The organism is Paenibacillus sp. LX16, assembly GCF_036252815.1.
Classification (GTDB): Bacteria; Bacillota; Bacilli; order Paenibacillales; family Paenibacillaceae; genus Paenibacillus; species Paenibacillus polymyxa_B.
This window is the reverse complement of sequence record NZ_CP141152.1, coordinates 4,907,301-4,930,467: the sequence shown is the minus strand read 5'-3', so window position 1 is coordinate 4,930,467 and position 23,167 is coordinate 4,907,301. Positions and strand designations below refer to the sequence as shown.

Sequence of the window (23,167 nt, the reverse complement as noted above, 5' to 3'; positions counted from 1 at the left end):
CACCGCCATGAATACATGGACGGTGCTGCCCTGTCATTCGTAAAGCCTGTTTCGTAGCTGTTACTTCATTACAGTACCTTGCTTGCTCCGATTACTTAACCGCTTGACCAACAGCTTCGGCGTATTCACGCACGGAGTCGAAGTTTTTATCGTCGCCCTTTTCATAACCTACATGGGTGTAAATCTCTTTAATGATTTCGCCGCCTTCAGGATCTTTAGCGATGTCAATAAAGGCTTGGCTGATCTTGTCTCTCCATGCTTGATCCATATCGGAACGTACGCTGACGGTGTCATTTGGAATTTTAGCTGTGTAATGAATGACGCGAGTTTTTTCAAATACATCCGGGATTTCCTTCTTCACCGTGTTACGTGCATCCTGGAAAACAGCTACCGCATCAACTTGACCGTTCAGCAACGCCAGAATAGCAGCATCGTGGCCTTTGATTGTCACACCCTGCACATCCGTGTCTGGGTCCACGCCAGCTTTTTTCAGCTCTGCTGCAGGGTACACGTAGCCTGCGGAGGAGGTTACATTTTGCCAGCCAACCTTCTTGCCTTTCAGATCAGCTAGGCTTTGAATCGGAGAATCCTTTTTCACCACGATCATTGCTTTATAAAAGTTTACTTTTTCAGTCGTGTCCTTGCCTGTTGCATCTTCAATGCCGTAGCGTTGAGCTTGCAACAGCAAATCGGCTGCTTTACGGTTATCGTGGGCCAGTACATAAGCATTCGGCGGAAGGAATCCTACATCTACCTGTTTGGAAGACATGGCTTCCACAATCGTATTGTAGTCAGGAGATACCGTTACTTTCACCGGGATTCCAAGCTTGTCACCCAGTAGATTTTCGAGCGGTTTGGCTTTGGCTTCGAGCGTATCTGCATTTTGAGAAGGAACGAACTGTACCTTTAACTCCTTAGGAACATAGGCTGTGCTTTCGTTTTTAGAGCCATCTGTACCCGGAGTGGACGCGCTGTTGTTATTGCTTGCATTGGAGCCACAAGCGGCCAGACCCGCTGCCAGTGTGAAGGTCATGCACAAGGTCAGTGCTTTTTTGAACAAAATAATTTCCCCCTAAACATAGTAATAACGAAAATAAAATTAAAAAACCTGTAAATGCTGTGACAAACCAAATCTTAACAGCTAGTCCCGCTGCTAGGGTAAAAACCACTCCTGACTTTGGTAAAAATGATGTAAAATTTATCATATGTTTTCTGGATTTATGCAAGATGCTTTTTTTAACATTCTCTTAACAGTGCTCTGTTAGACTTGTTCAAGCTCAATGACCGAAGCTGAGGGAGAGAACAAGATTGGATATTTTAGATATTAACGAAAAGGCAGGCCATGAAAATGTAGGTCCTGTGAGGATGAAGTTCCGCATTATGGTTACAACCGATCTGCATGTCAGCTTGTGGAATTATGATTATTATACAGATCAGGAAACGTTGCATTATGGTCTGGCGCAAACTGCCAGCCTGATTCAAACGGCCCGGGCAGAGGTGCCCAATCACCTGCTGCTGGATAACGGAGATGTGATTCAAGGGAATCCGATGGGGGATTATGCTGTACAACGTCTTCAGCAAGACCCAAGCGCGGTGCATCCCGCCTATAAAGCCATGAATCTGCTTGGGTACGAGGTGGGCAATATCGGGAATCATGAATTTAACTATGGACTGGAATATTTGCAGACTTGCCTTCAAGGAGCGAAATTTCCTTATGTGAATGCCAACATTTATATAGCAGGAGAACAAGAACGAAATTATTTTACACCTTATCTATTGCTGGATAAGACGGTAGAGGATGAAGCAGGCGGTAAGCATCTATTGAAGGTGGGGGTCATCGGCTTTGTCCCTCCGCAAATTATGCAATGGGACAAGGCGTGGCTGGAGGGAAAAATCATTGTCAAAGATATGCTGGAAACGGCAAGACGGTTTATTCCGCAAATGAAGGCGGCGGGAGCCGATCTGATCATTGCCATGCCCCATGCTGGCTTCGAAGATATTCCCGAAACACCTAATATGGAGAATGCGGTGCTGCATCTGAGCAGGGTGGAAGGGATCGACGCCATTGTGTTTGGTCATGCCCATAAAGTATTCCCTGGACCTTCGTTTATGGGGAAAACAGGTGTTGATCTAGAGCGAGGTGCCATCCATGATATTCCAGCAGTGGAGCCGGGCTTTTGGGGGGATCATCTGGGTATCATTGATCTGGAGCTGACCTTTAGTGGAGGAAAGTGGCAGTTGGTTGCATCTGCTGCCGAGGTACGACCGGTGTATGATCCGATACGCAAGGAGGCGCTAGTACAACCGGATACTGCCATTCAGCAGTCGGTAGCAGAAGAGCACGCTGGAACACTGGAGTATATTCGTGCACCTGTAGGTCAGACGACGGTGGCGGTGAACAGCTTTTTTGCTCAGGTGATGGATGATGCTTCGGTTCAGCTCGTGAATGATGCGCAAATGTGGTATGCGAAGCAGCAGATGCAAGGGAGCGAGTACGAAGGATTGCCCGTTCTGTCGGCAGCAGCTCCTTTTAAAACAGGCGGCAGATATGGCCCAACGTACTATACCGATATTCCGGCGGGGACGTTGGCGATCAAGCATATCGCCGATCTGTACAATTTTCCGAATACGCTGCATGTCGTTCGACTGACCGGAACGGAAATTCGGGAATGGCTGGAGTGGTCTGCTGGTCAATTCCGACAAATCGATCCTTCAGCAGAACAAGAGCAAGAGCTGATTAATTCTGATTTTCCAAGCTTTAATTTCGATATCATCGACGGCATCAAGTATCAGATTGATATAACACAGCCAGCCAGATATGATGCTGACGGGGGCCTAAAGGACCCGGATGCACACAGAATCATTCAGATGTCTTTTGATGGCGAACCGATGGATATGCAGCGAAATTATCTGGTTGTTACGAATAACTATCGCGCGTTTTCCTCTGCGCTGGTCAATCCGGGTGGAGAGCGAATTATACTTGCTTCACCGGATGAGAACCGTCATGTGCTGACCGAATACGTGCGGCATATGAAGACGTTGACGCCAAAAGCTGACGGCCATTGGTCCCTCGCCCCATGGTCAGGGCGTCCGCATGTGACGTTCCTGACCTCGCCGCAAGCAACGGATGCCGCTAACGCCTATTCGGAGTTGCTTTATGAAGGGTTAACGGTAGAGGGATACGCTAAGTTTGCCATCGATTTCGGACGTTAACGGTAGAACTGTTGTACTGCTTCGTTTTATTACCAATGGTTAGGCTGAAATGCAGCCTGGGGCAGTGGCTAAGCTACCATGACAGTGAACAAAGCTATTTAGTTTTTGTCCTATAAGTCCACAGCATCAAAATAATAGAAATAGACTGTCCCGCAGAGGACGGTCTTTTTTCATAAAACAGTTTTAAAATCGTACAAAATTCGTGATTTTATATGTCCTGAGTCGTGTTTAAAGTTATTGACCTCTCGTATAAATAGACATATACTTTGATTAAACAAATTTTGGTTTAAAAGGTAATGAAAAAGTCACCATCATTCGTTTGAGGGGGTGTCCCTTTGGAAAAAAACACCACGATCCGCGCAGAAATAGAAAAGTATATTCAAAGTGAAGGCATTTCAATGCAATGTTTTGCAGATGCTTCCAAGGTAAATCCGGGTACACTTAGCGGTATACTTAATCGGAACCCACCACGGCCTATCTCAGTCAATCAGCTTGATCTGATTACCGAGGCCATGGGATTGGAAGAAGGATCTTTGTTCGAGATGTATGTGGATGAATGTTTTATTCATTCCTTACCACACTGGAGGAGGTTGCGTCCGTTTCTTCTGCGTTGCTCAGAGTTGAACAAACTGGAGTGTATACGCAGTATACTTGGCTATTTGATGGACGATTTATCGAACGTTCCTGCTATTTTTGAGACCGCAGAAGCGATGTTTGAGGATGGCAGACATGAAGCCGCCATGCTTCTGTATGATTGTGTTATCGAGAGTGAGAAGTATACCCACTCTGAACGGTTGGCGATCAGCTATTTCCGTATATTCCAGATTCAGATTAAGGATAACCAACGGAACTTGAAGGCTGCTGTACAATTCCATTTGTACCGTAGTCGTCTACCGGAAATTTACGCACTGGAAGGCTTACATATGCTATCTCAAGTGTTTGCTTTAAAAATGCAATGGTCCGAGATGGAAATGTATGCGGACGAGCTAAGAGAGCTGGCGCAGGCATTGTATCGCAATCGGAACCGTTTTGGAGATGAGCACCTGGAGCTGCTTAAGCCGCTCGTTTATTACTATGCTCAGGGGCATCTGCTCAAGGCCAGCTGCTATGAGTTTCAGGGCAGATATGAGGAGTCCAAGCAATGGATTGAAGGTTATGCAGATTTGAGCTGGTTCGAGGGTTTAGACGAAGAAGGCTGGAAAGTGGTCAACCTACATCGTGTATATGCACAGGGCAACCGACTTTGTATTGAAATTAAAATGGGCAACACTTCTGCAATCTATGAATATATTACTTACCTGCGTGAGCATCCTGATGAGACACTGGAAGGCTTGAACACCTTGCTCGAATCGGCGAACCGGTTCGGTTATTTCGTGGATGCCGAACTGGGACTGTTTAGTCAGCAACTCAAGAGCTTCTGGGAGCTTGCGCCGGAACGATGGGACACTCATTATCGCAAGCACTTTAATGCATTTCGCTTTGCATCCTTTTGTAAGGTGTATGCGGAATATTATTTTCGAAAAGGCGATTACCCCGAGGGAGTGGGACAAACCCTGCATTGCTTGCAACTGTCTGTCGATAATAGCTATACCGAACATATCATTGGTTGTATGGCGTTATTTGAGCAACACCGGAATTTTGCTACACCGGAACAGCAGCAGTTGTATCAGAGTCTGTGCCTGGGCGTACGTGCAAATGAAAAGAATCATGCCTATGATCACAGTACCGGTGGGTATTTATAATTCCAAATTTTATTCGAATTCTTCATATAACACGTTATTGCGAGGATGTTCCCGTTTCAAAAGGAGATGTTCTCGTTTTTTAGCTGCTGCTGTCGCTTGTGACTTTTAGCATAGAGAGGACCGTTTTGCGCGTTGACAAGTTTCGCAAGCGGGATTAGGATAAATGCAGCACAGAAAGTGAAGGAGAGCATGTACAAATGACGATTCCCAAAACATTAACGATAGCCGGCTCCGACACAAGCGGTGGAGCGGGTATTCAGGCAGACCTGAAAACCTTTCAGGAGCTTGGCGTATATGGCATGACCGTATTGACAACCGTAGTAGCGATGGGTCCTAAAACCTGGGATCATCTTGTATATCCTGTTGCGTTGGATGTGGTAGAAGCGCAGCTGCGTACTGTATTGGAAGGTATCGGTTTTGATGCGATGAAAACCGGTATGCTTGGTTCCGTTGAAATTATCGAGCTGGTAGCCAGCCATTTGAAAAAGCATGATCTGAAGCGGATCGTAATTGACCCGGTTATGGTCTGCAAAGGCACGGACGAAGTGCTTCAGCCGGAAAATACAGAGGCGATGCTGGAATTGTTGATTCCTGGCGCTGACCTGGTAACACCGAACTTGTTCGAGGCTTCGCAACTGGCGAAGAATGGACCAATCACGACACTGGAGCAGATGCAGGAAGCGGCTGCGATTATCCATGAGCGTGGAGCTAAGCATGTACTGATCAAGGACCGTGGCAAAATTCGCGCAGGTAAAGCGATGGATCTGCTATATGACGGAATCACTTTTGACTGGTTTGAAGCCGATGTTGTAAAAACAAACTTTACCCACGGTGCAGGCTGCACCACTTCGGCAGCGGTAACGGCTGGTTTGGCTCAAGGGCTGACTGTACGTGAAGCAGTGGATCAGGCCAAGAGATTTATTACACAGGCCATTGAAGGTAGCTTCAAGCTGAATGAATTCGTCGGTCCGACCCTGCATGCGGCACATCGTTTGCAAAATCAATAAAGCATGAAGGTCTGCGATCTTAGAAAGACTTATAAATCTCCATCAGTCTGAATATATATTAGATTGTTTTAGATCATGACTTTTTTGATATATAGAGTTAGATGAGGCTTAAAAGCCGCAATACATAGTATTGCGGCTTTTGAGGTTGTATTTTTTTGGAATTGCAGCTTCCAGTTTGGTCTAATCGTACTGTATAATAAGCATCAGATTTATTACATTTAAGGAGGAACCGAAGCAATGACATTATTCAGCCAAATGGCTTACAGTCGACCAGAGCAACCTGAAATTGAACAGCGGTTTAAAACGCTGTTGCACCAGTTTCGTGAAGCAGACAGCGTAGAACGTCAAAATGAAGTGATTCATGCGATTAACAAGCTGCGCAGTAATGTGGAAACACAATTGCAATTGGTGGAAGTTCGGCACTCCATTAATACGGAGGACGCCTTTTACAAAGCGGAGCAAGAGTATGCTGATGATTTCATGCCGGTTATTCAGGAGTATGTAACCGATTACTACCGGGCATTGGTGGATTCTCCATTCCGAACCGAGTTGGAGAGTCAATGGGGCAGCCAGCTTTTCAGTATTGCCGAGGTAGCACTCAAATCGTTCCATCCGGATATTATTGAGGATTTACAGCAGGAAAATAAGCTGACCTCGGAATATGCTCAATTGATTGCTTCAGCAAAGATCCCGTTTGAGGGAGAAGAACGCACATTGTCGCAGCTCCTGCCTTTTGAAATGGCTACCAACCGGGAGACGCGCAAACAGGCCTCCGAGGCTAAATATCAATTTATGAGTGAGCATGAGGACGAGCTGGACCGGATTTATGATGAACTGGTGAAAGTACGCACGCGCATGGCACACAAGCTGGGCTATGACAACTTCGTAGAATTGGGTTATGCCCGCTTGGGACGTACAGATTACAATGCCGAAATGGTAGCCAATTTCCGCGAGCAGGTGCTGAAGCATATCGTTCCTCTGGCAACCAAGTTGAAGGAGCGCCAGCGCGAACGGATCGGAGTAGATCAGCTTCGCTATTATGACGAGGGCTTCAACTTCCTGTCAGGCAATCCTACGCCTAAAGGTGACCCGGAGTGGATCATTCGTAATGGAGCACGTATGTATGAGGAACTTTCAGCGGAAACACATGAATTTTTCAGCTTTATGATCGAACGTGGACTGATGGATTTGATCAGCAAAAAGGGCAAGCAAAGCGGAGGCTATTGTACATTTTTGAGTGAATATGGCACGCCGTTTATTTTCTCCAATTTTAATGGTACATCCGGTGATATCGACGTATTGACGCATGAAGCAGGTCATGCCTTCCAGGTCTATGAAAGCCGACATTTTGAAATTCCTGAGTACCATTGGCCAACTATGGAGGCGGCTGAGATCCACTCTATGAGCATGGAGTTTTTCGCATGGCCTTGGATGAATCTGTTCTTCGAAGAAGATACGGACAAATATCATTTTGAACATCTATCCTCGTCGTTGCTGTTCGTGCCTTACGGCGTAGCCGTGGACGAATTCCAGCATGCCGTATACGAACATCCAGACTGGACCCCAGCCGAACGTAAAAGCGCATGGCGCTCCATTGAACGTAAGTATAAACCGCATCTGGATTATGAAGGCAACGAGTATCTGGAGCAGGGCGGGTTTTGGCACAAACAGGGTCATATTTTTCAATCCCCGTTCTACTATATTGACTATACACTCGCGCAACTGTGCGCGTTCCAATTCTGGAAACGCATGAGTATCGATCGGACAGCTGCGTGGGAAGATTATTTGAAGCTATGCCGTGCCGGAGGAAGTCGATCTTTTACCGGATTGGTTGAGTTGGCTGGACTAATCTCGCCGTTCCAAGATGGCTGTATCGCCTCTGTAATCGGAGAAATCGAAGCATGGCTGAACAGTGTGGATGATAAAAAGCTGTAAGCATAACTAAAAAGGGCATTTCGCTTACCTGTCAAAGCTGAAAAGCTTGCAGATAGCGGAATGCCCTTTTGTGTAAATGAAACTTCAATTAATGTTTGGTGTTAAGCGGTTTGAGATTGGCTTCAATAGATGCGCGGCGCGATTCCAAAAATGGCGGTAACGCCAGCGATTCACCCAGAAACTCGAGTTCTTCATCCGTATCAAAGCCGGGTCCATCGGTTGCCAATTCAAACAGAATGCCGTTCGGCTCACGGAAATACAATGAACGGAAGTAAAAGCGATCTACAAAGCCTGAGTTGGAAATTTGCAGCTGACCAATACGCTCTACCCACTGTTTGAGCTCTTCCTCGGTTTCAACACGGAAGGCTACATGGTGCACACTGCCGCGTCCTGGTCGCTCTTGTGGCAGATCGTTGCGCTCTTCCAGATGCACCTCAGTTCCTGTACCGCCTTCACCCGTTTCATAGATGACCACATCCGGTTGTCCAGCAACAGGGGAAGGGTAGGAGCCTTTTTTGCGGAAGCCCATAACCTGTTCAAGAATAAGAATGGTATTCTCCGCTTTGGGAATGGTCAGATGAACCGGCCCAAGTCCTACAATGCCGTATTCGGCAGGGACAGGGCTTTTCTCCCAAGGCGTGCCGCCGCGCATTCCGTGATCATGCTCATCTGAAACGAGGAAGAAGCGTTGTCCTTCAAAATCCTCAAACGAAAGTGCCAGGCGTCCCGCTTGATCCGTAATTTCACCATGCTTTACATCCAGTTGCTCGAAGCGGTTTTTCCAGTAATCCAGTGCCTTGTCGTTCGGTACCCGTAGGGAGAGCGCTGAAATGCTGTTATTTCCTGTACGAGTTTGTCCGGCATGTGGAATTTCAAAGAAAGTGACTTCCGTACCCGCAGTTCCACGCTCATCTCCGTAAAAAAGGTGATACACACTAACATCGTCCTGGTTCACCGTTTTCTTGATCAACCGAAGTCCCATTACCTGAGTATAAAAATCAACATTTTTAGCCGCTGCCGCTGTAATCGCCGAAACGTGATGCAATCCTAATAGTTTCATGTCATTATCCTCCTTGGTTTTTATATGATTAGGTTTTTCTAAACAAAATAATCAGTCGAAAAACTTTTCTTTATATTTATTATCTTGATATTAAGATATATCATTTTTGATTTTTTGTCAACTTGAATTGCGATCTTGCTTCAAAGACGGACAAAAATAGAAATTCGAAATAATGCAAAAGCAGATACAATAAAGCCCAGTAGATAGAATGAATTTTATTATAAAAGGAGTGCACTCGATGTATACGGATAAGGATTTAACGATTAGGCCTGTTACAGAAGAAGATCTACATGCCCTTTGGACGTTAACTTTTAAGGAAGAAGCACCGGAATGGAAGCAGTGGGATGCACCCTACTATGAACATAAGCCACTTTCTTTTGATGATTATTTAAAAGAGAAGGAAAAGCGAATCGGACAAGATGACTTTTGGATCATTGAAGTGGAAGGCAAGGTCATTGGGTCAGTGAGCTACTACTGGGAGCATCAGCCTTCACAATGGCTTGAAATGGGGATAGGTATCTTTGATTCACAGTATTGGAGCGGTGGGTATGGTACGAGGGCGCTTCGACTATGGATCACACATTTGTTTAATACATTACCTCTAGTGAGAGTGGGCTTTACAACATGGTCAGGAAACCATCGGATGATGAAGGTGGGGGAGAAGCTGGGCATGACCCTCGAAGCCAGGCTTCGAAAGTGCAGATATTATAATGGAGAGTATTATGATTCGATCCGAATGGGGCTTTTACGGGAAGAGTGGAACTGTGATTAAAAATAAAGTATAGAAGACTCGCAAGAAGGACGCTTTTTTCAAAGAATCCCATCTTGCGAGTCAAAGTTTCAATGATTTGGATCGATTATTTAAAATGTGAAAGGTTACTGAGGGCAATCGGCAAAAATAGTTAGCAATTCATCTGCATTTGGTCCAATACCAACTTGTTGGGCAACGACTTTTCCATCTTTAATATATGCTAATGTTGGAGTGCCTTGAAGATTTATGTGATCTCTAAGAAATTGCCAAGTGACTGGTCCCCAGTCCCCACCATCCATATTGTAGTAATAGATGGGTTGTGATATCCGCGTAGAAAATTCTTTTAAAATGGGAGAGAATTCACGACAATAGGAGCAGCTAGGTCTACCAATATAAAAGTAAAAACCTTCTCCCGAGTTGAATTTGTCCATGGTTTCATTCGCATTAAGTCTAGGTAAATCTTTTACATTATTCTCGTATTCTTCAACAGTCGGATTATTTTCATTTTGTTCTATAGTCGTAAAATTATTATGTTCTGCAGCATAGTTAGTATCATTAGCAATGAAAAAACTTGTCAAACACATACAGAATATAAAAGCTATTTTGAACGGTAGAAATTTTCGGTTTTTTATCATAAGAAACCTCCAAATTAATTTTTTGCCTGATACTAATTTTACGGACATATAATATTATTTTGATTATCACCTTCTTAAAATATTTATACGAAGCCTTAACAGACTATTGAGATTAATTGCTTCCAGATAGCCTGTATTCTTAAGCTGTAGTTAATCTATGAATAAGGTTACTACAGTTGATCTATGTAGAAATATTACTGTAATAATCAGCGCATATTGTGTCATTTTGCGTATTGCTGAATACTCTAGTAACTCGTAATTATAAATGGTCAGCATTGAATTTTTAATACATTTTTATCGAAAATTTGCTTTTTATAGCATGAAATTGGTTATTTTATCACTTACACATTCTATATCAAACTAAAGTGCTAATTTATATATAGCATTCTACAAATTTGATAGGATAGGTGAAGACTATGTTTAACAACAAACAAGTAGTCATAATTGATACTGGAATGGACATGATGAATCGTAGCTTAAGTAAACATGTTATAGATGGAGTGAGATTTCAATATTCAGGAAACGAAATTATCGAGGATAATGATTTTCAGGATGACCATGGGCATGGAACTTCTGTGGCAGATACGATTGTGCAAGTTTTTAATGAGGCTCAATTTTACATCATAAAAATAGCAAATGAAGAAGGGAAAACGAGTACTAGACTCTTGCAGGTGGCGTTGAAGAAATGCCTTAATCTGAACATTAAATATATATGCATAAGCATTTCGGTTACTTCAGAAGGATACTATCAGCAACTTAGCCAAATTACACAGCAGTTAGTAGATCAAAATAAACTTATTTTTGTATCTGTAAAAAATGGTAGTCAGAGTAGTTATCCAGCTAGTCTGCCTACTGTCATTGGTGTAAATGGAAAAATGTTTTGTTTAATTGAACCATTTTTATATTCAAAAAACAAAGAAATTCAAGCTGTATTTGATGATGCCCCAATTTTTGTCTATACACTTGCCGAACGGTTTACCTTTTTTAAAGGGACTTCTAAAGCGAATGCTCTTTGTGTGGGGAGAAGTATGCAACTGATCTCTTCTGAGGTGAAGAACTCTGACATTTATAATAAAGATATCACGTTTTCAGAGGTTAATGATATTCTTGAACGCAGTGCTTTGGAATATGAGGTGACAGTACCTGAATTTAAACCTATCCTTGATGCTGACATTTATAGTAACTTAGTAAAAAAATTTGGCAGGTCTATAAAAAAAGCGATTTATGAAACCACTAATCTTGAAATTGACATCCATTCTTTAAATAAAGTTCCTTTTATTTCTGAGTTGACGGGAATAACTTTTAATAATTTTGATGATTTTTGGAGTAGCTTAGAAAAAGAGTTGGATCATACCTTAAACGATTATCACAATATACATATATTAAATGTATGTTCTCTTGCAGCATTGTTGAAGTACTTGGAGGAGCTAGGTATTTAATCAAATTAAGCTGTTTGAAATCTATATTTTTAGTATTTAAATAAAAATATAAAAATGTATTTATTTAGAAAAAAGATTTGATTATAGAAAACTTGAAATGGTATACTATATATGTAATTAGTAAGCGATCTATAATAAATAAGGTAAACTTTGAAACTACATAATAAACCCAGCAAAGAGGGGATTGGAATTGTGCTGGGCATGACCGGAAATCATATGTTCCTTGCAACTGAGAATTAATTCATTGATGTGAAGTTCATGGGTTAACTTATACACGATACTTTACAATTAAGAATAATTAATGTATGTAGGGATGTGATTGGATGTTAAACATTGCTCTGTGTGATGATACAAATGTAGAACTGGCCCGGGTGGAGAGGTTTACGTTAGAATATCCCTTTACTAAAGTAGAAGTAGATACTTTTGGAAGTGGGCAAAAGTTGCTGCAATATGTAGCTAAGAATAAAACTGAATACAATATTTATCTGCTTGATATTGAGATGGCGGATATGGATGGCATTAGTTTAGCCAAAAAAGTAAGAGAGTTTGACAATAAAGCTGTAATTATCTTTATAACCAATTATGACGAATACATGCCAGATGTATTTAAAGTACAAACCTTTGATTACATACTGAAACCTGTGAATAAAGAAACCCTTTTTGAGGTTCTTCAAAGAGCTGATCACTATTTGCATAGTTCACATAGTTATTTTGAGTTTAGCTATGAACGAAATAAGCTCATTATAAACGAAGATGAAATTATGTACTTTGAGAAAAGTGGAAGGGCTGCTCATATTTATACAGAAACAAAAGAATATAAGTGTAATCAGACAACTTCACAAATTCTTGCTCAACTCGATCCGATGGCTTTCACTCAGATTCATGCTTCGTATATCATTAACCTGAAATACGTTGTAGGAATAAAATGCGAAAATATTATGATGAAACGGATTGTAAATGGCGAAATTCAGGACACTTATTTGGAACTACCGATCAGTAGAAAGTATAAAAAAGATTTTAAACAAAAAATGATGAATTATATGAGGAAGAGATTCTAATTGGAAAGAGCCATGTTTGATTTTATACTAAATTCTTTTGATATTTTCATTATAAGTAGATTTCTGAATAAAGTTTTATTTACTAAAAAGGGACTTTCGACGGAGAAAATCTTGCTGTTTACGATTGCATTAATAGGTCTGACAGTAGTCGGTATGTACTTTTTAAAAACAACATTTGATGTTATGCTAAATGTTGTTCCAGTGTTCACTGTACTTTGTTTTTACCCGAAAAATCATATAACAACAAAACTGTGTTGGGGTACAGTTGTAATTGCAATTGAAATCTTATCTGAAGGAGTATGTTACGCCATCATGAATGTTTGTTTTCCAAATGTACTCCTTACATCAGATAATGTATCTTATTATTACGAAGCGGGTGCTCTCCTCTCAGAAATCAGTAAATTTTTCTTTTTTTTATGGGTTCCTTTACTTTTTAAAATAGATGTTTATCAAAGAGAAACTACTCTGCATTATTTATACATGTGTTTGTATGCAGTTCCTATCATAACTCTTTGCTTGTCGTGCAGTCATTTTGATTTGATCTTAAGATCAGGTAAGAACCCAAATGAGTGGTTAAGTGTAATTTCTATGATTGGTGTTTTATCAATCAATATCATCATGTTAATTATTTATGAACAATTAAGCCGAATGTACGGCGAAATGATAGAGCAGGAATTATTAAATTTCAATCTTAAAGCAGAAAATATTCACTATGATAATCTGGAAAAATCGCAAAAAGAAATTCGGAGAATCAGGCATGATATGAGAAATGAATTGTTGACCTTAAAAGGATTGCTGAAGGAAAATAACGTAGAGGCAGCAGAGGGGTTTATAGAAGAAATTCTCTCAGATATTAAATGTACTGAAACTCAGAAATATTCACCGAACAATGTGCTTAATTACGTACTCACCGAGAAAATAAATTTAGCTACTAAAAAAAATATTGTAGTGAACGTTGATAGTTTTCTTCCAGAAAAATTTTCTCTAAATAATAATATTATAGCCGTTGTATTTGGTAATTTGCTGGATAATGCAATAGAGGGCTGTGACAAGGTAACTGAAGGTAAGAAAATAATGGATATAAAAATAAAATATCATGAAAAGCAGCTTTATATAGAGATTTCCAACACGTTTAATCCGGTGTTTGTAAATAGTAATTTTATAAGTAATAAAAAGAATAAAGAAAACCATGGTTTTGGATTGAAAAGTGTCAAGCAGATTGTAAAAGAAAACTCAGGAATCCTGGATATAAGGACCGTGGGAGACCGGTTTTGCGTCAATATTATTTTATGGGACTTAGAACAGGAAGCGAATTCGTGAAAGGGCGTAGACGCTTATGCAGCTACGTCCTGCTCCTGCATTACAACAATATTTGTTCATATTTACTCCCTAGTTCACTATCATGTGTAATTAATATGATGGTATGGTTGTACTTTAGATCATCTAGTAGATCAATAAAGTTCTTTTTTACAACACCATCTAAATTTGAAGTGGGTTCATCAAAAATTAATACTTCTTTATTAGTATAGATATTCCGTAGTATCGAAATTAATTGCTGCTGTCCTCCTGATAAAGAAAAGTTTTTACCGATTACTTGATCTTTTTTACTTTCTTCGATAAATTTCTTGGTATCCAATAATTCAATATATGAATTCAGTTGTTCCATGGGGATACCCGGTTGCCCCAAAGTTATATTGTTAAAGATCGTATCTACATACATGACGGGTTCCTGGAAGCAAATGCCTATTTTGCTGATAATATCTTTACGTTTCCATTCTCTCATTTCCTTTTCGTTCACTAAGATATCACCTGTATAATTACAATTAATCTTGGTGAGTAATTTTAATAGTGTGCTTTTTCCTGCCCCGTTGCGTCCTGAAAGGCAAAAAATATGATTTCCATGAACAGAGAACGAGACATCGGATAGCGCTTTTTCCAAACCGTTATAGCTATAACTTACATTTTTAAATTCTATGTCCATTTTATTTCACCTCTTCAGCTCTTATAATAGACTCGATTCTTTCGATTGATACTTTTGTCTGCTTCCAAGCGGCCACATAGTTTGTAACACTTTTGATGGGACTTATGATCTGATTTGAATAATAAACAAATACCGTCAGTACTCCCATACTTGTTTGGCCTTTCATTACTAAAATTGTACCCATCCCCAAAAGCAATACACTTCCAATAGAGGTAATGACAGAAGGGACAGTGGAAGCTACGATAATTGTATTGCTTCTCTGTCTATAAGCTTCAAGTGACTTTTCCTCTAAAGGCATGTACTTTCCCAAAATATAGTCTTTTATATCCATTCCAATAGAATACAGAAGTGTTCCAAGCGTATGCCTAATATAAGAAATAGAGTCATCATAAGCATTCATGACTGCTTTTGTCTTTTGAGTAATTCTTTTATTAAAGAATATTTGACTAATCATTGTTAAAAGCATGATTAAAAATACAAGTGTAAATAATTTGTAGTTGAAAAAAAGCAATACAATACAAATAACAATTAGAAAAAGTAAGTTTGATATTAACATAGGGATACCGTGGGATACTAATCTTTCGATGATTCCGATGTCGTTAATAAACAGGGAAAATAGCTTATCGTTGTTTGAAGTAATGGTCTCACCTGGCAAAACAAAAAACTTTTCTAACAACTTTTTTTTCATAGCATAAGAGATTCTTTTACCTAATTCGGCAAAAATGAATTCACAAAGTAAACTGCATAGGTGAGATAGAATAAATAAGCCTGTTGCTATTCCTATAAACTTCACAATTAAGGAGAGATCTTTGGATATTAACCCAGAGTCAACAATTTTACTTATGTATTGGGGAATTATCATGCTAAGTATTGTATCTAAAGCTTGAAAAACTAAAATAAGTACAATAAAAAGATAAAATTTATGAACTTCTTTAAAAATCCAATTATATTTTCTAAGCATAAATTTCCATTCCGCCCTTCTGATACAAATATATAAAAAAAGCTACTTCTCATTCTACTATTGAATATCTAATAATTATATTTATGGTATAAATGACCTCTTTAATGTCGTGAAATACATCTATGTATACGTTTTTTACGGATGTAGCGTAACTTTCTCTCACCCCCTCAGATACTCTAAAAAATCCATTTCTATTTAACTCTAATTATTATCAATTTATGGCATCAAAACATTAGATTATGACATAACAGTAAATATCAGAACAATTCATGATCTATTTAATAGAATGGAAAATGAATTTGGGATGTATGAGAGGAGAAAAAATCATGGTATATGTTTTAAATCCTTACTCACGTGAACTGTTTCATAATCATCAAGTCATTATCGCGAATACAAAATCAGGAGCTTTTTTGAAAACCTCTAAATCTTATTATCTTGTGCTGAAGGATATGGTTAATAAAGGGGAAATTGAATCATTATTAAATTCTACCAAAATTTCCCGACATGCTGACGTTATTCATAATTTAACAAGTCTCTTTTATGAATTAGTAAATATCAAATGTATTCTAACCGAAGAACAATTAACAAATATTCATGAGGAGGTCTTAGATGTTGTTTATCTAGGATTAACAAATAGATGTAATTTACACTGTAAACATTGCAGCGCTTCAGCGGATGCTCATTTTACCGATGCACTAACAACTGAAAAAGTGAAAGAAATCATTGATCAGATCGTCGTACTTAAACCCCAAGCCATCAATGTTACGGGTGGAGAGCCTATGATGCGATTAGATATCATGGAGCTTTTGGCGTACATAAAACAAACATTCAACGGAGCCATTTTGCTCTCTACCAATGGCCTTTTTATAACCCCAAAAAATGTGGAACAATTGATTAGGTATGTAGATAATGTTTCCCTTAGTCTGGACGGTTATGATGAAGAAACTTGCGATCAAGTTAGAGGCAAAGGTGTTTTTAGTAGAGTTATAAAAAGTATAAAACTAATGCAAAGTAAAGGGCTAAAAAAAATCGCATTATCAATGGTTATTACAAAATATACTTTTGATGGAGGTGAAGATAAATTCCTTGATTTGTGTGAAAAATTAGGTGTTAAACCTATTGTAAGAATCTTAACATCCGCTGGAAGGGCAGGAGAGAATAGTGAAGAGATTTTTCCCGAAAAGCCATTTGTAGATGATCTGACCTCTCAAGATGTTACCTGTCGACTTTGTTCACCAGGAAAAAGGGAATTATTTATTGGAGGAAATGGGAACATTTATCCTTGTGGAGGGTTGATGGATTCTGATGATTTTGTTTTAGGAAATGTATTTGATGATAATTTAATTGAATTAATAGCTAAAGGCAATCAAAAAGCAGATCACAATAAAATCGGATGTGTAAGACCATGGGAATTTGAACCCTGTAAGAACTGCAACGTTAATTTATTTTGCCATCACTGCATTAGCAACATCTACTATTTGCATCAAAACCAAGAGTTGTTCGATACCATTTGTCAAACACAAAAGAAACAACTTCAAGAACTAGTTTGGAATAGCTAAATCTTTATTTAAGGAGAGTAATGCCATGAACTTCACATATTGGGTAACTGAGGATTGTAACTTGAAATGTAAATATTGTTATGTTAGTAAAGCCCCGAAAACGATGAGTAGGGAAACGGCTACAAAGGCTATTGATTTTACGGAAAAAAAGCTTGCTGCAAATCCTTTGGATCATAAAGATAAAATACGCATAGCATTACATGGGGGTGAACCATTACTTAATTATCCGATCATTCATTATCTTGTAGAAGAATTAAAGCAAAAAATTCATGGCGATATTTCTTTTACAATGACGACAAATGGAACCATTTATAACCAAGAAATGATTGATTATGTTTCTGAAAATATCCAATTAACAGTTAGTTTGGATGGGAAGCAGGAAAGTAACGATATCAATAGAGTATACAGAAATGGAAAAGGAAGTTTCAATAGAGTGATTGAAACCCTTGATTACATTAATCATCAATCACATTTTTTCCGAGTAAGAATGACCGTTACACCTAATAATGTTTCATATTTTGCTGATAATTATATTTTTCTTTTTGAAAAAGGGTATCCGATTGTCAGCTTTGCACTAGATGAAAGTGATCCAAATTGGAATAAAGAACTTATGAAAGTTTATCAAAAGAATCTTAACGAAATATTTTCATATATGGTGAATAACAATCTTACCAAAGCACAGTACTTCTTATATAATTTCAAAAACGAACATTTCCGACCAAGAGGGGTCTGTGACGGCTGTCATAACAGCTTCCATATCTCCAGTGAAGGAAAAATCTATCCATGTATTCTTGCAGTAGGACACGGAGAATTTTCCATGGGAGATGTGTTTTACGATATAGTTGAACAACGTTTATCCAATTTAGACGTAATCAATCAAAAGAACAAAGGAGCTTGTACAAAGTGTGCTATGTATAATAATTGTCGCAGCAAAATGTGTAAAATTATTAATAAAATCCAAACTGGAAATTATTATGAATCATCACCTGTATTTTGTGCAACTCAAAGGATACACTATTCAATAGTGAAGGAGTATGAATATATATTAAAGAACTTCGAGCTTCTTCTTTCTACCCACTGATTCCTCAGATGGGGACGGTGATATTATCCCCTTTGGGTAGAGAGTGTTAAAAGAGCACATGTATGATGTGAGCTGGCACTATTTTTCTAAAGGGGATTTTTGTCATGGCCATCAAAGGACAGAAGTTTAGAATATACACACCAGAGTTCAATTTGAAGGTGGTACGTATGCATTTTCTCTGTTTTCTCATTATTATAATTAATTTCAGGGAGGTTAGGGAACGAGTACAAACTATAGAGGTGAGTAACTAAGAAATGACCTAGCCAGAAGTTTTGCTAGGTCATTTCTTTTCTTGACTAGGAGGTATTTATTCTGCTGTTCGCAGTCGTTCTACGATAGTTTTCCTGTCGCTCAGAGAATAAATAGCAAGGGGAAGACAGATCCCAAGCACGAGCAGAACAGGCAACACGAGGATCAGCGGCCAGATAATAAATTTATAACTCATAAACCATATTTGGGCACTCAAGGGTTTCGCAATCAAGACGGAAAGTAGGCTTCCTAATAAGATGGAGCATATGCTGGTGCCGAGGACATAGTACAGACCCTCATAAACAAGCATTGTTTTTAATTGTTTGTTGGTCATGCCAATGCTTTGTAGTATAGCAAATTCCTGATGCCGGGTCAGAATACTAGTTAGAAGTGCGTTTGCAAAATTAAGAATGCCAATCACACCAATAATAATACTGAGCGTACCACCGATCATCAGAATTGTTTTTTGCATACCTGAAAGCTCGGCAATTACGGTGGATTTGGACCGATAGTCCATAACGGGCTCCTTTGCTTCGGTATAATTCGTTAAAAAGCTCTCCATCGTTTTTTCTTTACTGTCGGATACATTGAAGGCGTAACTCATCACTACAGGCTTCTTGACAAACGTTTTGTAGATATCCGCCGGGAGATAGAAGTCAGTATAACTAGCAACGTCTACACCAGAATTGGATGATTTTATTCCGACATGACCTAGAACTGTGAATTTATGGCTCGTATACTCTTGGGCATTTGCTGTGTCTATATAGTTATGAAGAGTAACCTTTTCACCTACTTTGTATACGGATCGTTTCATTTCAGGATTTTCGTAATCGTCTAACCAGACTCCTTCCAGAATGTACTTTCCCGAAGCTAGCTTGCCATAATCAAGTTCACCATCAATTAATTGTAGTCGGTGAAGGGGGAGATCTTCAAGCCCATACATTATTGCAGATAAGTTGCCGCGAGCGTCAGGAGTGACGATTTCCCCCTTCCCCTCTTTGTTATCTTTATGCTCGATAGCGAATAGATTGCTGCCACTGTACAATCGTCCACCTTCTTCAAAACCGGGTTGTGCCTGTACGGCCTTAATATAGCTTTCCGTTGTTGCATTGTCATGGCCTGTGAAATGTTCTTGAAAATAATCAGCATGTGCAATTAGAAAGTCAGTGTCATGGCTTTTAGACACATACTTATTCATATCCAGACTTTGGGATAATGTAAAAGTAGTATTCAGTAGCACTAGACCTAGAGAAAGGCTAAGCAGCACCAAAGTAGTCCGCCTCTTATTGCGCCCTAAGTTGACTCGAGCCATCAGCGGCATTTTAGCACCGTTAGTTGATTTTTTTAGTTTTTTCTTATCCTTTTTGGTAGCTCCGTCTACGTATCTTACTGCCTCAATCGGAGACACAGTTGCCGCAATTCTGCTAGGCTTATATGCACTGATCATAACTGTTATGACTGCAAACAGAGCGGAGCCGATAAAAATCCATGGGCTGGGGGATATGGTTACCTCAGCATTTGCGTGCATAGAAGTGTTCATAAGCAGCAGAGGGGTAAGTGATTTGCCGACCCAGAAACCTGCGAGCAAGCCGACGGGAACTCCGATCAAGGAAAGAAATAATGCCTGTCTTCGGATGATTCTGCTGATTTGCCTGCTGGTTGTGCCGATGGTTTTTAAAAGACCGTAGAAACGAATATCACGCATCACCGAGATTTGGAAAATATTATAGATGATCAAGTAGCCAGTAAGCATGATCAGTAACAGACCAGTTGCTAGGGGAAAGACGGCTTCAGGGTTCGAACTAAAAGTGTTGGAAAGATACGCCCAGTTAATATTACCGTTAATATAGTTCGGTGCATTTTTGTCCAGGGAATAACCGCTTTCTGTAATCACTTTATTAAGATTTTCTTGCATGTTCGAGCTGTTATCAAACATGATATCTGCATTGATGGCTCCGGTCATATCATGGTCCTGCTTATATGTGTAGCGTAATTCTTCGGCATGGGCATCTACATAAGCTTTAGAAGCATAAATTTGACCTCTGGCTATCGTGGCGGCGGGGTCACTCTTCCACCAGCCGGAGAGGATAAATTCACGCTGTACCATTTTGCCGTGAACCTCAAGCTTCAAGGTCAATGGGGCGCCCTCTTTCAGGGGAGTACCCAGTAACTGTAGGGTCTTAGAGTCCGCGATAACCTCATTTTCTGCCACTGGTTTGTGGCCTTTTTCTAGCTCAATCAATCCTAGCTTCAGCCCTACATCGTCATGATACCAGAACTCCGCACGACGCTTTAAAAATTGCTCGTTTGTCACTTTTTCACTTAACACGCGGCTATATGCTATCTCTTTAATAAGAGGGTGGTCTTTGATCTGATTAAATTCCTCATCGTTGATATATTTGATAAAAGCATGCGCTTTCCCACCAACCTGTCGTATCGTTGCCTGCTGGAAACTTTCCATCGCGCCAATTCCCATAGTAAACAGAGATGTAAATAACAAAGTGGTTAAGGCAATAGCGATAATCGCAATAATATTGCGGATTTTATTCGCTTTTAAACTTTTATCTGATAAATTACGAACCGCCTTACTGTTTTTTACTTTGATCATCGGGTCGCACCACCTACTATTTTACCGTCCTCAATGCGGATGATGCGGTCTGCCATCTGCGCGATTTCTTCATTATGAGTAATCATCACCATCGTTTGGGCGAACTGTTGGCTGGATACCTTGATCAACCCTATGACATCCAGGCTGGTTTTACTGTCCAGGTTGCCAGTAGGCTCGTCGGCCAAAATAATGGCTGGTTTCGTCGCCAGTGCTCTCGCAATGGCTACCCGCTGCTGCTGCCCTCCTGAAAGATTACCCGGTAGATTATTTAATTTGTTCTCAAGCCCCAGCGTATTCGTAATTTGGGTCAGATAGGCTTTGTCTGGTTGTTTCCCATCCAGTTCAATGGGGAGCACGATATTTTCGTAGACATTTAAGACTGGAACTAGATTATAATTTTGAAACACGAAGCCAATCTTTCTTCGGCGGAAAATGGTCAATTCTTCATTTTTCAGAGAATAGATATCCTTGCCGTCAACGGTGACGTTTCCGCTTGTAGGCCGATCCAGCCCACCAAGCATATGCAGAAGGGTGGACTTCCCGCTGCCGGATGTACCAACGATAGCCACAAATTCCCCAGCGCCTACCTCCATGTTGACTCCATCCAACGCATGAACCTCAGTATCTCCTATACCGTAAGTTTTTCTTAGTCCTTTGGTTTCTAATATCTTCATTTTTTGCTTTCCTCCCAATAAAAATATCTGCATCATAATTGCTTACAACACAAATTTTATTATAATACCTCTTTCTTTCTACAATCTTTCTGAAATCTAACAGAGTTGAAAGATTATTGAGTGAGAGTAGAAAGATCAGATTGTAATGGGTGTTGGGAAATGTAGAAGGGACAGACTCTGTCTGAGATATTTGTTATATCAAAAGATATTTACACTTGCAGGATATGAAGGGATGATAATGGTATTGATATTATAAAAGCAAAAAGAGATGAGAGGATCACAGAGAAAATTGAAACTTTGACAGTCCGTCTCTCCACATTTCTTATTCCAGCAAAATTTAATGAGTATACGGTTAAAATTAAGATAGAGTTCATCGATTTACAGGTCGACATCAATTAAAAGGATGGATGCACAAACACCAGCAACACGGTGAATTCAGGCTAATGGTCCAGTGGATATTAGTCAGGTAGGTATGAGCAGAAGCTGAGATGGGCAAGCGACATGCTAAAAAGTATTCGGAAATCTGGATACAGGAGAAATACATAACCATTAAAAAGGCTGGCTCTGGAAGAGTACCGAGAGCAGATTATAGCCTAGGTCTTTCAATGTCTTAAAACGGGAACTAAATAAAAAATTTGGGTGTGTCATTTCTTTTATGTATCTATCGCGCCTATGGTTAACTCAGAATAAGTAACCTAATTAAAGAAATAATAATTACATTGGATAAGATTTGAATCAGCTATTAAACAGTAATCACTCTAATTCCTTTACCTTCAGCATCCCCAAACATTATCGTCTGATGCTCTCACTTGGAACGAACACTGAGGTGTCATCAACCGGCAAGTGATATCTCGAATCTAATAGATGAATCCGGTTTTGGAGGCGGAGTAGAGCGTCATCACGAAGCCAAATGACGATTGTTTTCTGTTCCTGAAGTCGTTCAGGTGATTAGTATCACCAATATATAGTCAGGTTTGAGTCAGAGTCAGTATTTCACTTACAGTCGTCATGTTGGTAGCCCTATATTTGGATAACTTAAAGGGAATCTCAGTCTGTAAAGCATTGTAAAGTTAGTGACTGCATGTTCTCGTGAAGGGAGAGAAGTAAACGTTGTTTTTCCATGCTATGCTTGTCAAATCAATGAGTTCAATTATTTTGAAAAAGTGAGACTTCGACGGTCTTGTTGGAAAAACTCAAATAATGAATAAACGTGA

The 23,167-nt window shown here is 39.8% G+C and carries 17 protein-coding genes; 10 read left to right on the top strand and 7 right to left on the bottom strand.

All coding sequences use genetic code 11. The features are described from left to right. Window positions 1–91: 91 nt before the first annotated feature. Window positions 92–1,060 (bottom strand): phosphate/phosphite/phosphonate ABC transporter substrate-binding protein, encoded by a 969-nt coding sequence (locus tag T3H97_RS22195; RefSeq protein ID WP_190297997.1) that lies wholly within the window; start codon window positions 1,058–1,060, stop codon window positions 92–94. Window positions 1,061–1,308: 248 nt separating this feature from the next. Here T3H97_RS22195 and T3H97_RS22190 point away from each other — a divergent pair, with 248 nt between their 5' ends. From T3H97_RS22190 to T3H97_RS22175, 4 genes are all read left to right on the top strand, one after another. Next, a complete protein-coding gene (locus T3H97_RS22190; protein WP_328800898.1) occupies window positions 1,309–3,213 on the top strand; it encodes a bifunctional 2',3'-cyclic-nucleotide 2'-phosphodiesterase/3'-nucleotidase in 1,905 nt (634 codons plus the stop codon). A gap of 335 nt (window positions 3,214–3,548) precedes the next feature. Continuing rightward, window positions 3,549–4,955: a DNA-binding protein gene (locus T3H97_RS22185; RefSeq protein ID WP_328800897.1), complete on the top strand. Its 1,407-nt coding sequence runs from the start codon at window positions 3,549–3,551 to the stop codon at window positions 4,953–4,955. A gap of 197 nt (window positions 4,956–5,152) precedes the next feature. Then, window positions 5,153–5,962, top strand: a complete 810-nt coding sequence (gene thiD / locus T3H97_RS22180; protein ID WP_013312022.1) for a bifunctional hydroxymethylpyrimidine kinase/phosphomethylpyrimidine kinase — start codon at window positions 5,153–5,155, stop codon at window positions 5,960–5,962. Window positions 5,963–6,199: 237 nt separating this feature from the next. Next, on the top strand, window positions 6,200–7,897 hold the full coding sequence (locus tag T3H97_RS22175) for a M3 family oligoendopeptidase (RefSeq protein WP_328800896.1): 1,698 nt from the start codon (window positions 6,200–6,202) through the stop codon (window positions 7,895–7,897). An 88-nt stretch (window positions 7,898–7,985) separates the two neighbouring features. Here the strand turns inward: T3H97_RS22175 and T3H97_RS22170 are convergent, their stop codons facing one another. Next, a complete protein-coding gene (locus T3H97_RS22170; protein WP_104495608.1) occupies window positions 7,986–8,957 on the bottom strand; it encodes a ring-cleaving dioxygenase in 972 nt (323 codons plus the stop codon). 238 nt (window positions 8,958–9,195) lie between these two features. On the opposite strand from T3H97_RS22170, the gene T3H97_RS22165 reads away from it, so the two are divergent. Then, complete coding sequence (locus tag T3H97_RS22165; RefSeq protein WP_328800895.1) at window positions 9,196–9,729, top strand: GNAT family N-acetyltransferase; 534 nt, start codon at window positions 9,196–9,198, stop codon at window positions 9,727–9,729. 104 nt (window positions 9,730–9,833) lie between these two features. Here the strand turns inward: T3H97_RS22165 and T3H97_RS22160 are convergent, their stop codons facing one another. Next, window positions 9,834–10,343, bottom strand: coding sequence for a DUF6568 family protein (locus T3H97_RS22160; protein ID WP_328800894.1), 510 nt, complete (start codon window positions 10,341–10,343; stop codon window positions 9,834–9,836). A 416-nt stretch (window positions 10,344–10,759) separates the two neighbouring features. On the opposite strand from T3H97_RS22160, the gene T3H97_RS22155 reads away from it, so the two are divergent. From T3H97_RS22155 to T3H97_RS22145, 3 genes are all read left to right on the top strand, one after another. Then, window positions 10,760–11,782 (top strand): S8 family serine peptidase, encoded by a 1,023-nt coding sequence (locus tag T3H97_RS22155; protein ID WP_328800893.1) that lies wholly within the window; start codon window positions 10,760–10,762, stop codon window positions 11,780–11,782. Window positions 11,783–12,105: 323 nt separating this feature from the next. Beyond that, a complete protein-coding gene (locus T3H97_RS22150; RefSeq protein ID WP_165179300.1) occupies window positions 12,106–12,840 on the top strand; it encodes a LytR/AlgR family response regulator transcription factor in 735 nt (244 codons plus the stop codon). Then, entirely contained in the window at window positions 12,841–14,160 is a 1,320-nt protein-coding gene (locus tag T3H97_RS22145) for a sensor histidine kinase (protein WP_165179301.1), read from the top strand. A 40-nt stretch (window positions 14,161–14,200) separates the two neighbouring features. On the opposite strand, the gene T3H97_RS22140 is transcribed toward T3H97_RS22145, so the two are convergent. Both T3H97_RS22140 and T3H97_RS22135 read right to left on the bottom strand, forming a co-directional pair. Next, complete coding sequence (locus T3H97_RS22140) at window positions 14,201–14,821, bottom strand: ATP-binding cassette domain-containing protein (RefSeq protein ID WP_165179302.1); 621 nt, start codon at window positions 14,819–14,821, stop codon at window positions 14,201–14,203. A gap of 1 nt (window position 14,822) precedes the next feature. After that, window positions 14,823–15,782: an ABC transporter ATP-binding protein gene (locus T3H97_RS22135; protein WP_328800892.1), complete on the bottom strand. Its 960-nt coding sequence runs from the start codon at window positions 15,780–15,782 to the stop codon at window positions 14,823–14,825. Window positions 15,783–16,108: 326 nt separating this feature from the next. On the opposite strand from T3H97_RS22135, the gene T3H97_RS22130 reads away from it, so the two are divergent. Both T3H97_RS22130 and T3H97_RS22125 read left to right on the top strand, forming a co-directional pair. Further along, a complete protein-coding gene (locus tag T3H97_RS22130; protein WP_328800891.1) occupies window positions 16,109–17,341 on the top strand; it encodes a radical SAM/SPASM domain-containing protein in 1,233 nt (410 codons plus the stop codon). A 25-nt stretch (window positions 17,342–17,366) separates the two neighbouring features. Then, the gene (locus T3H97_RS22125) at window positions 17,367–18,422 is read left to right on the top strand and encodes a radical SAM/SPASM domain-containing protein (protein WP_165179305.1); all 1,056 of its coding nucleotides are present in this window, start codon (window positions 17,367–17,369) and stop codon (window positions 18,420–18,422) included. 307 nt (window positions 18,423–18,729) lie between these two features. Here T3H97_RS22125 and T3H97_RS22120 read toward each other — a convergent pair whose 3' ends face one another. After that, complete coding sequence (locus T3H97_RS22120; protein ID WP_328800890.1) at window positions 18,730–21,279, bottom strand: ABC transporter permease; 2,550 nt, start codon at window positions 21,277–21,279, stop codon at window positions 18,730–18,732. Continuing rightward, complete coding sequence (locus T3H97_RS22115; protein WP_165179307.1) at window positions 21,276–21,953, bottom strand: ABC transporter ATP-binding protein; 678 nt, start codon at window positions 21,951–21,953, stop codon at window positions 21,276–21,278. Before T3H97_RS22115 ends, T3H97_RS22120 begins: the two co-directional genes overlap by 4 nt. Window positions 21,954–23,167 lie beyond the last annotated feature (1,214 nt).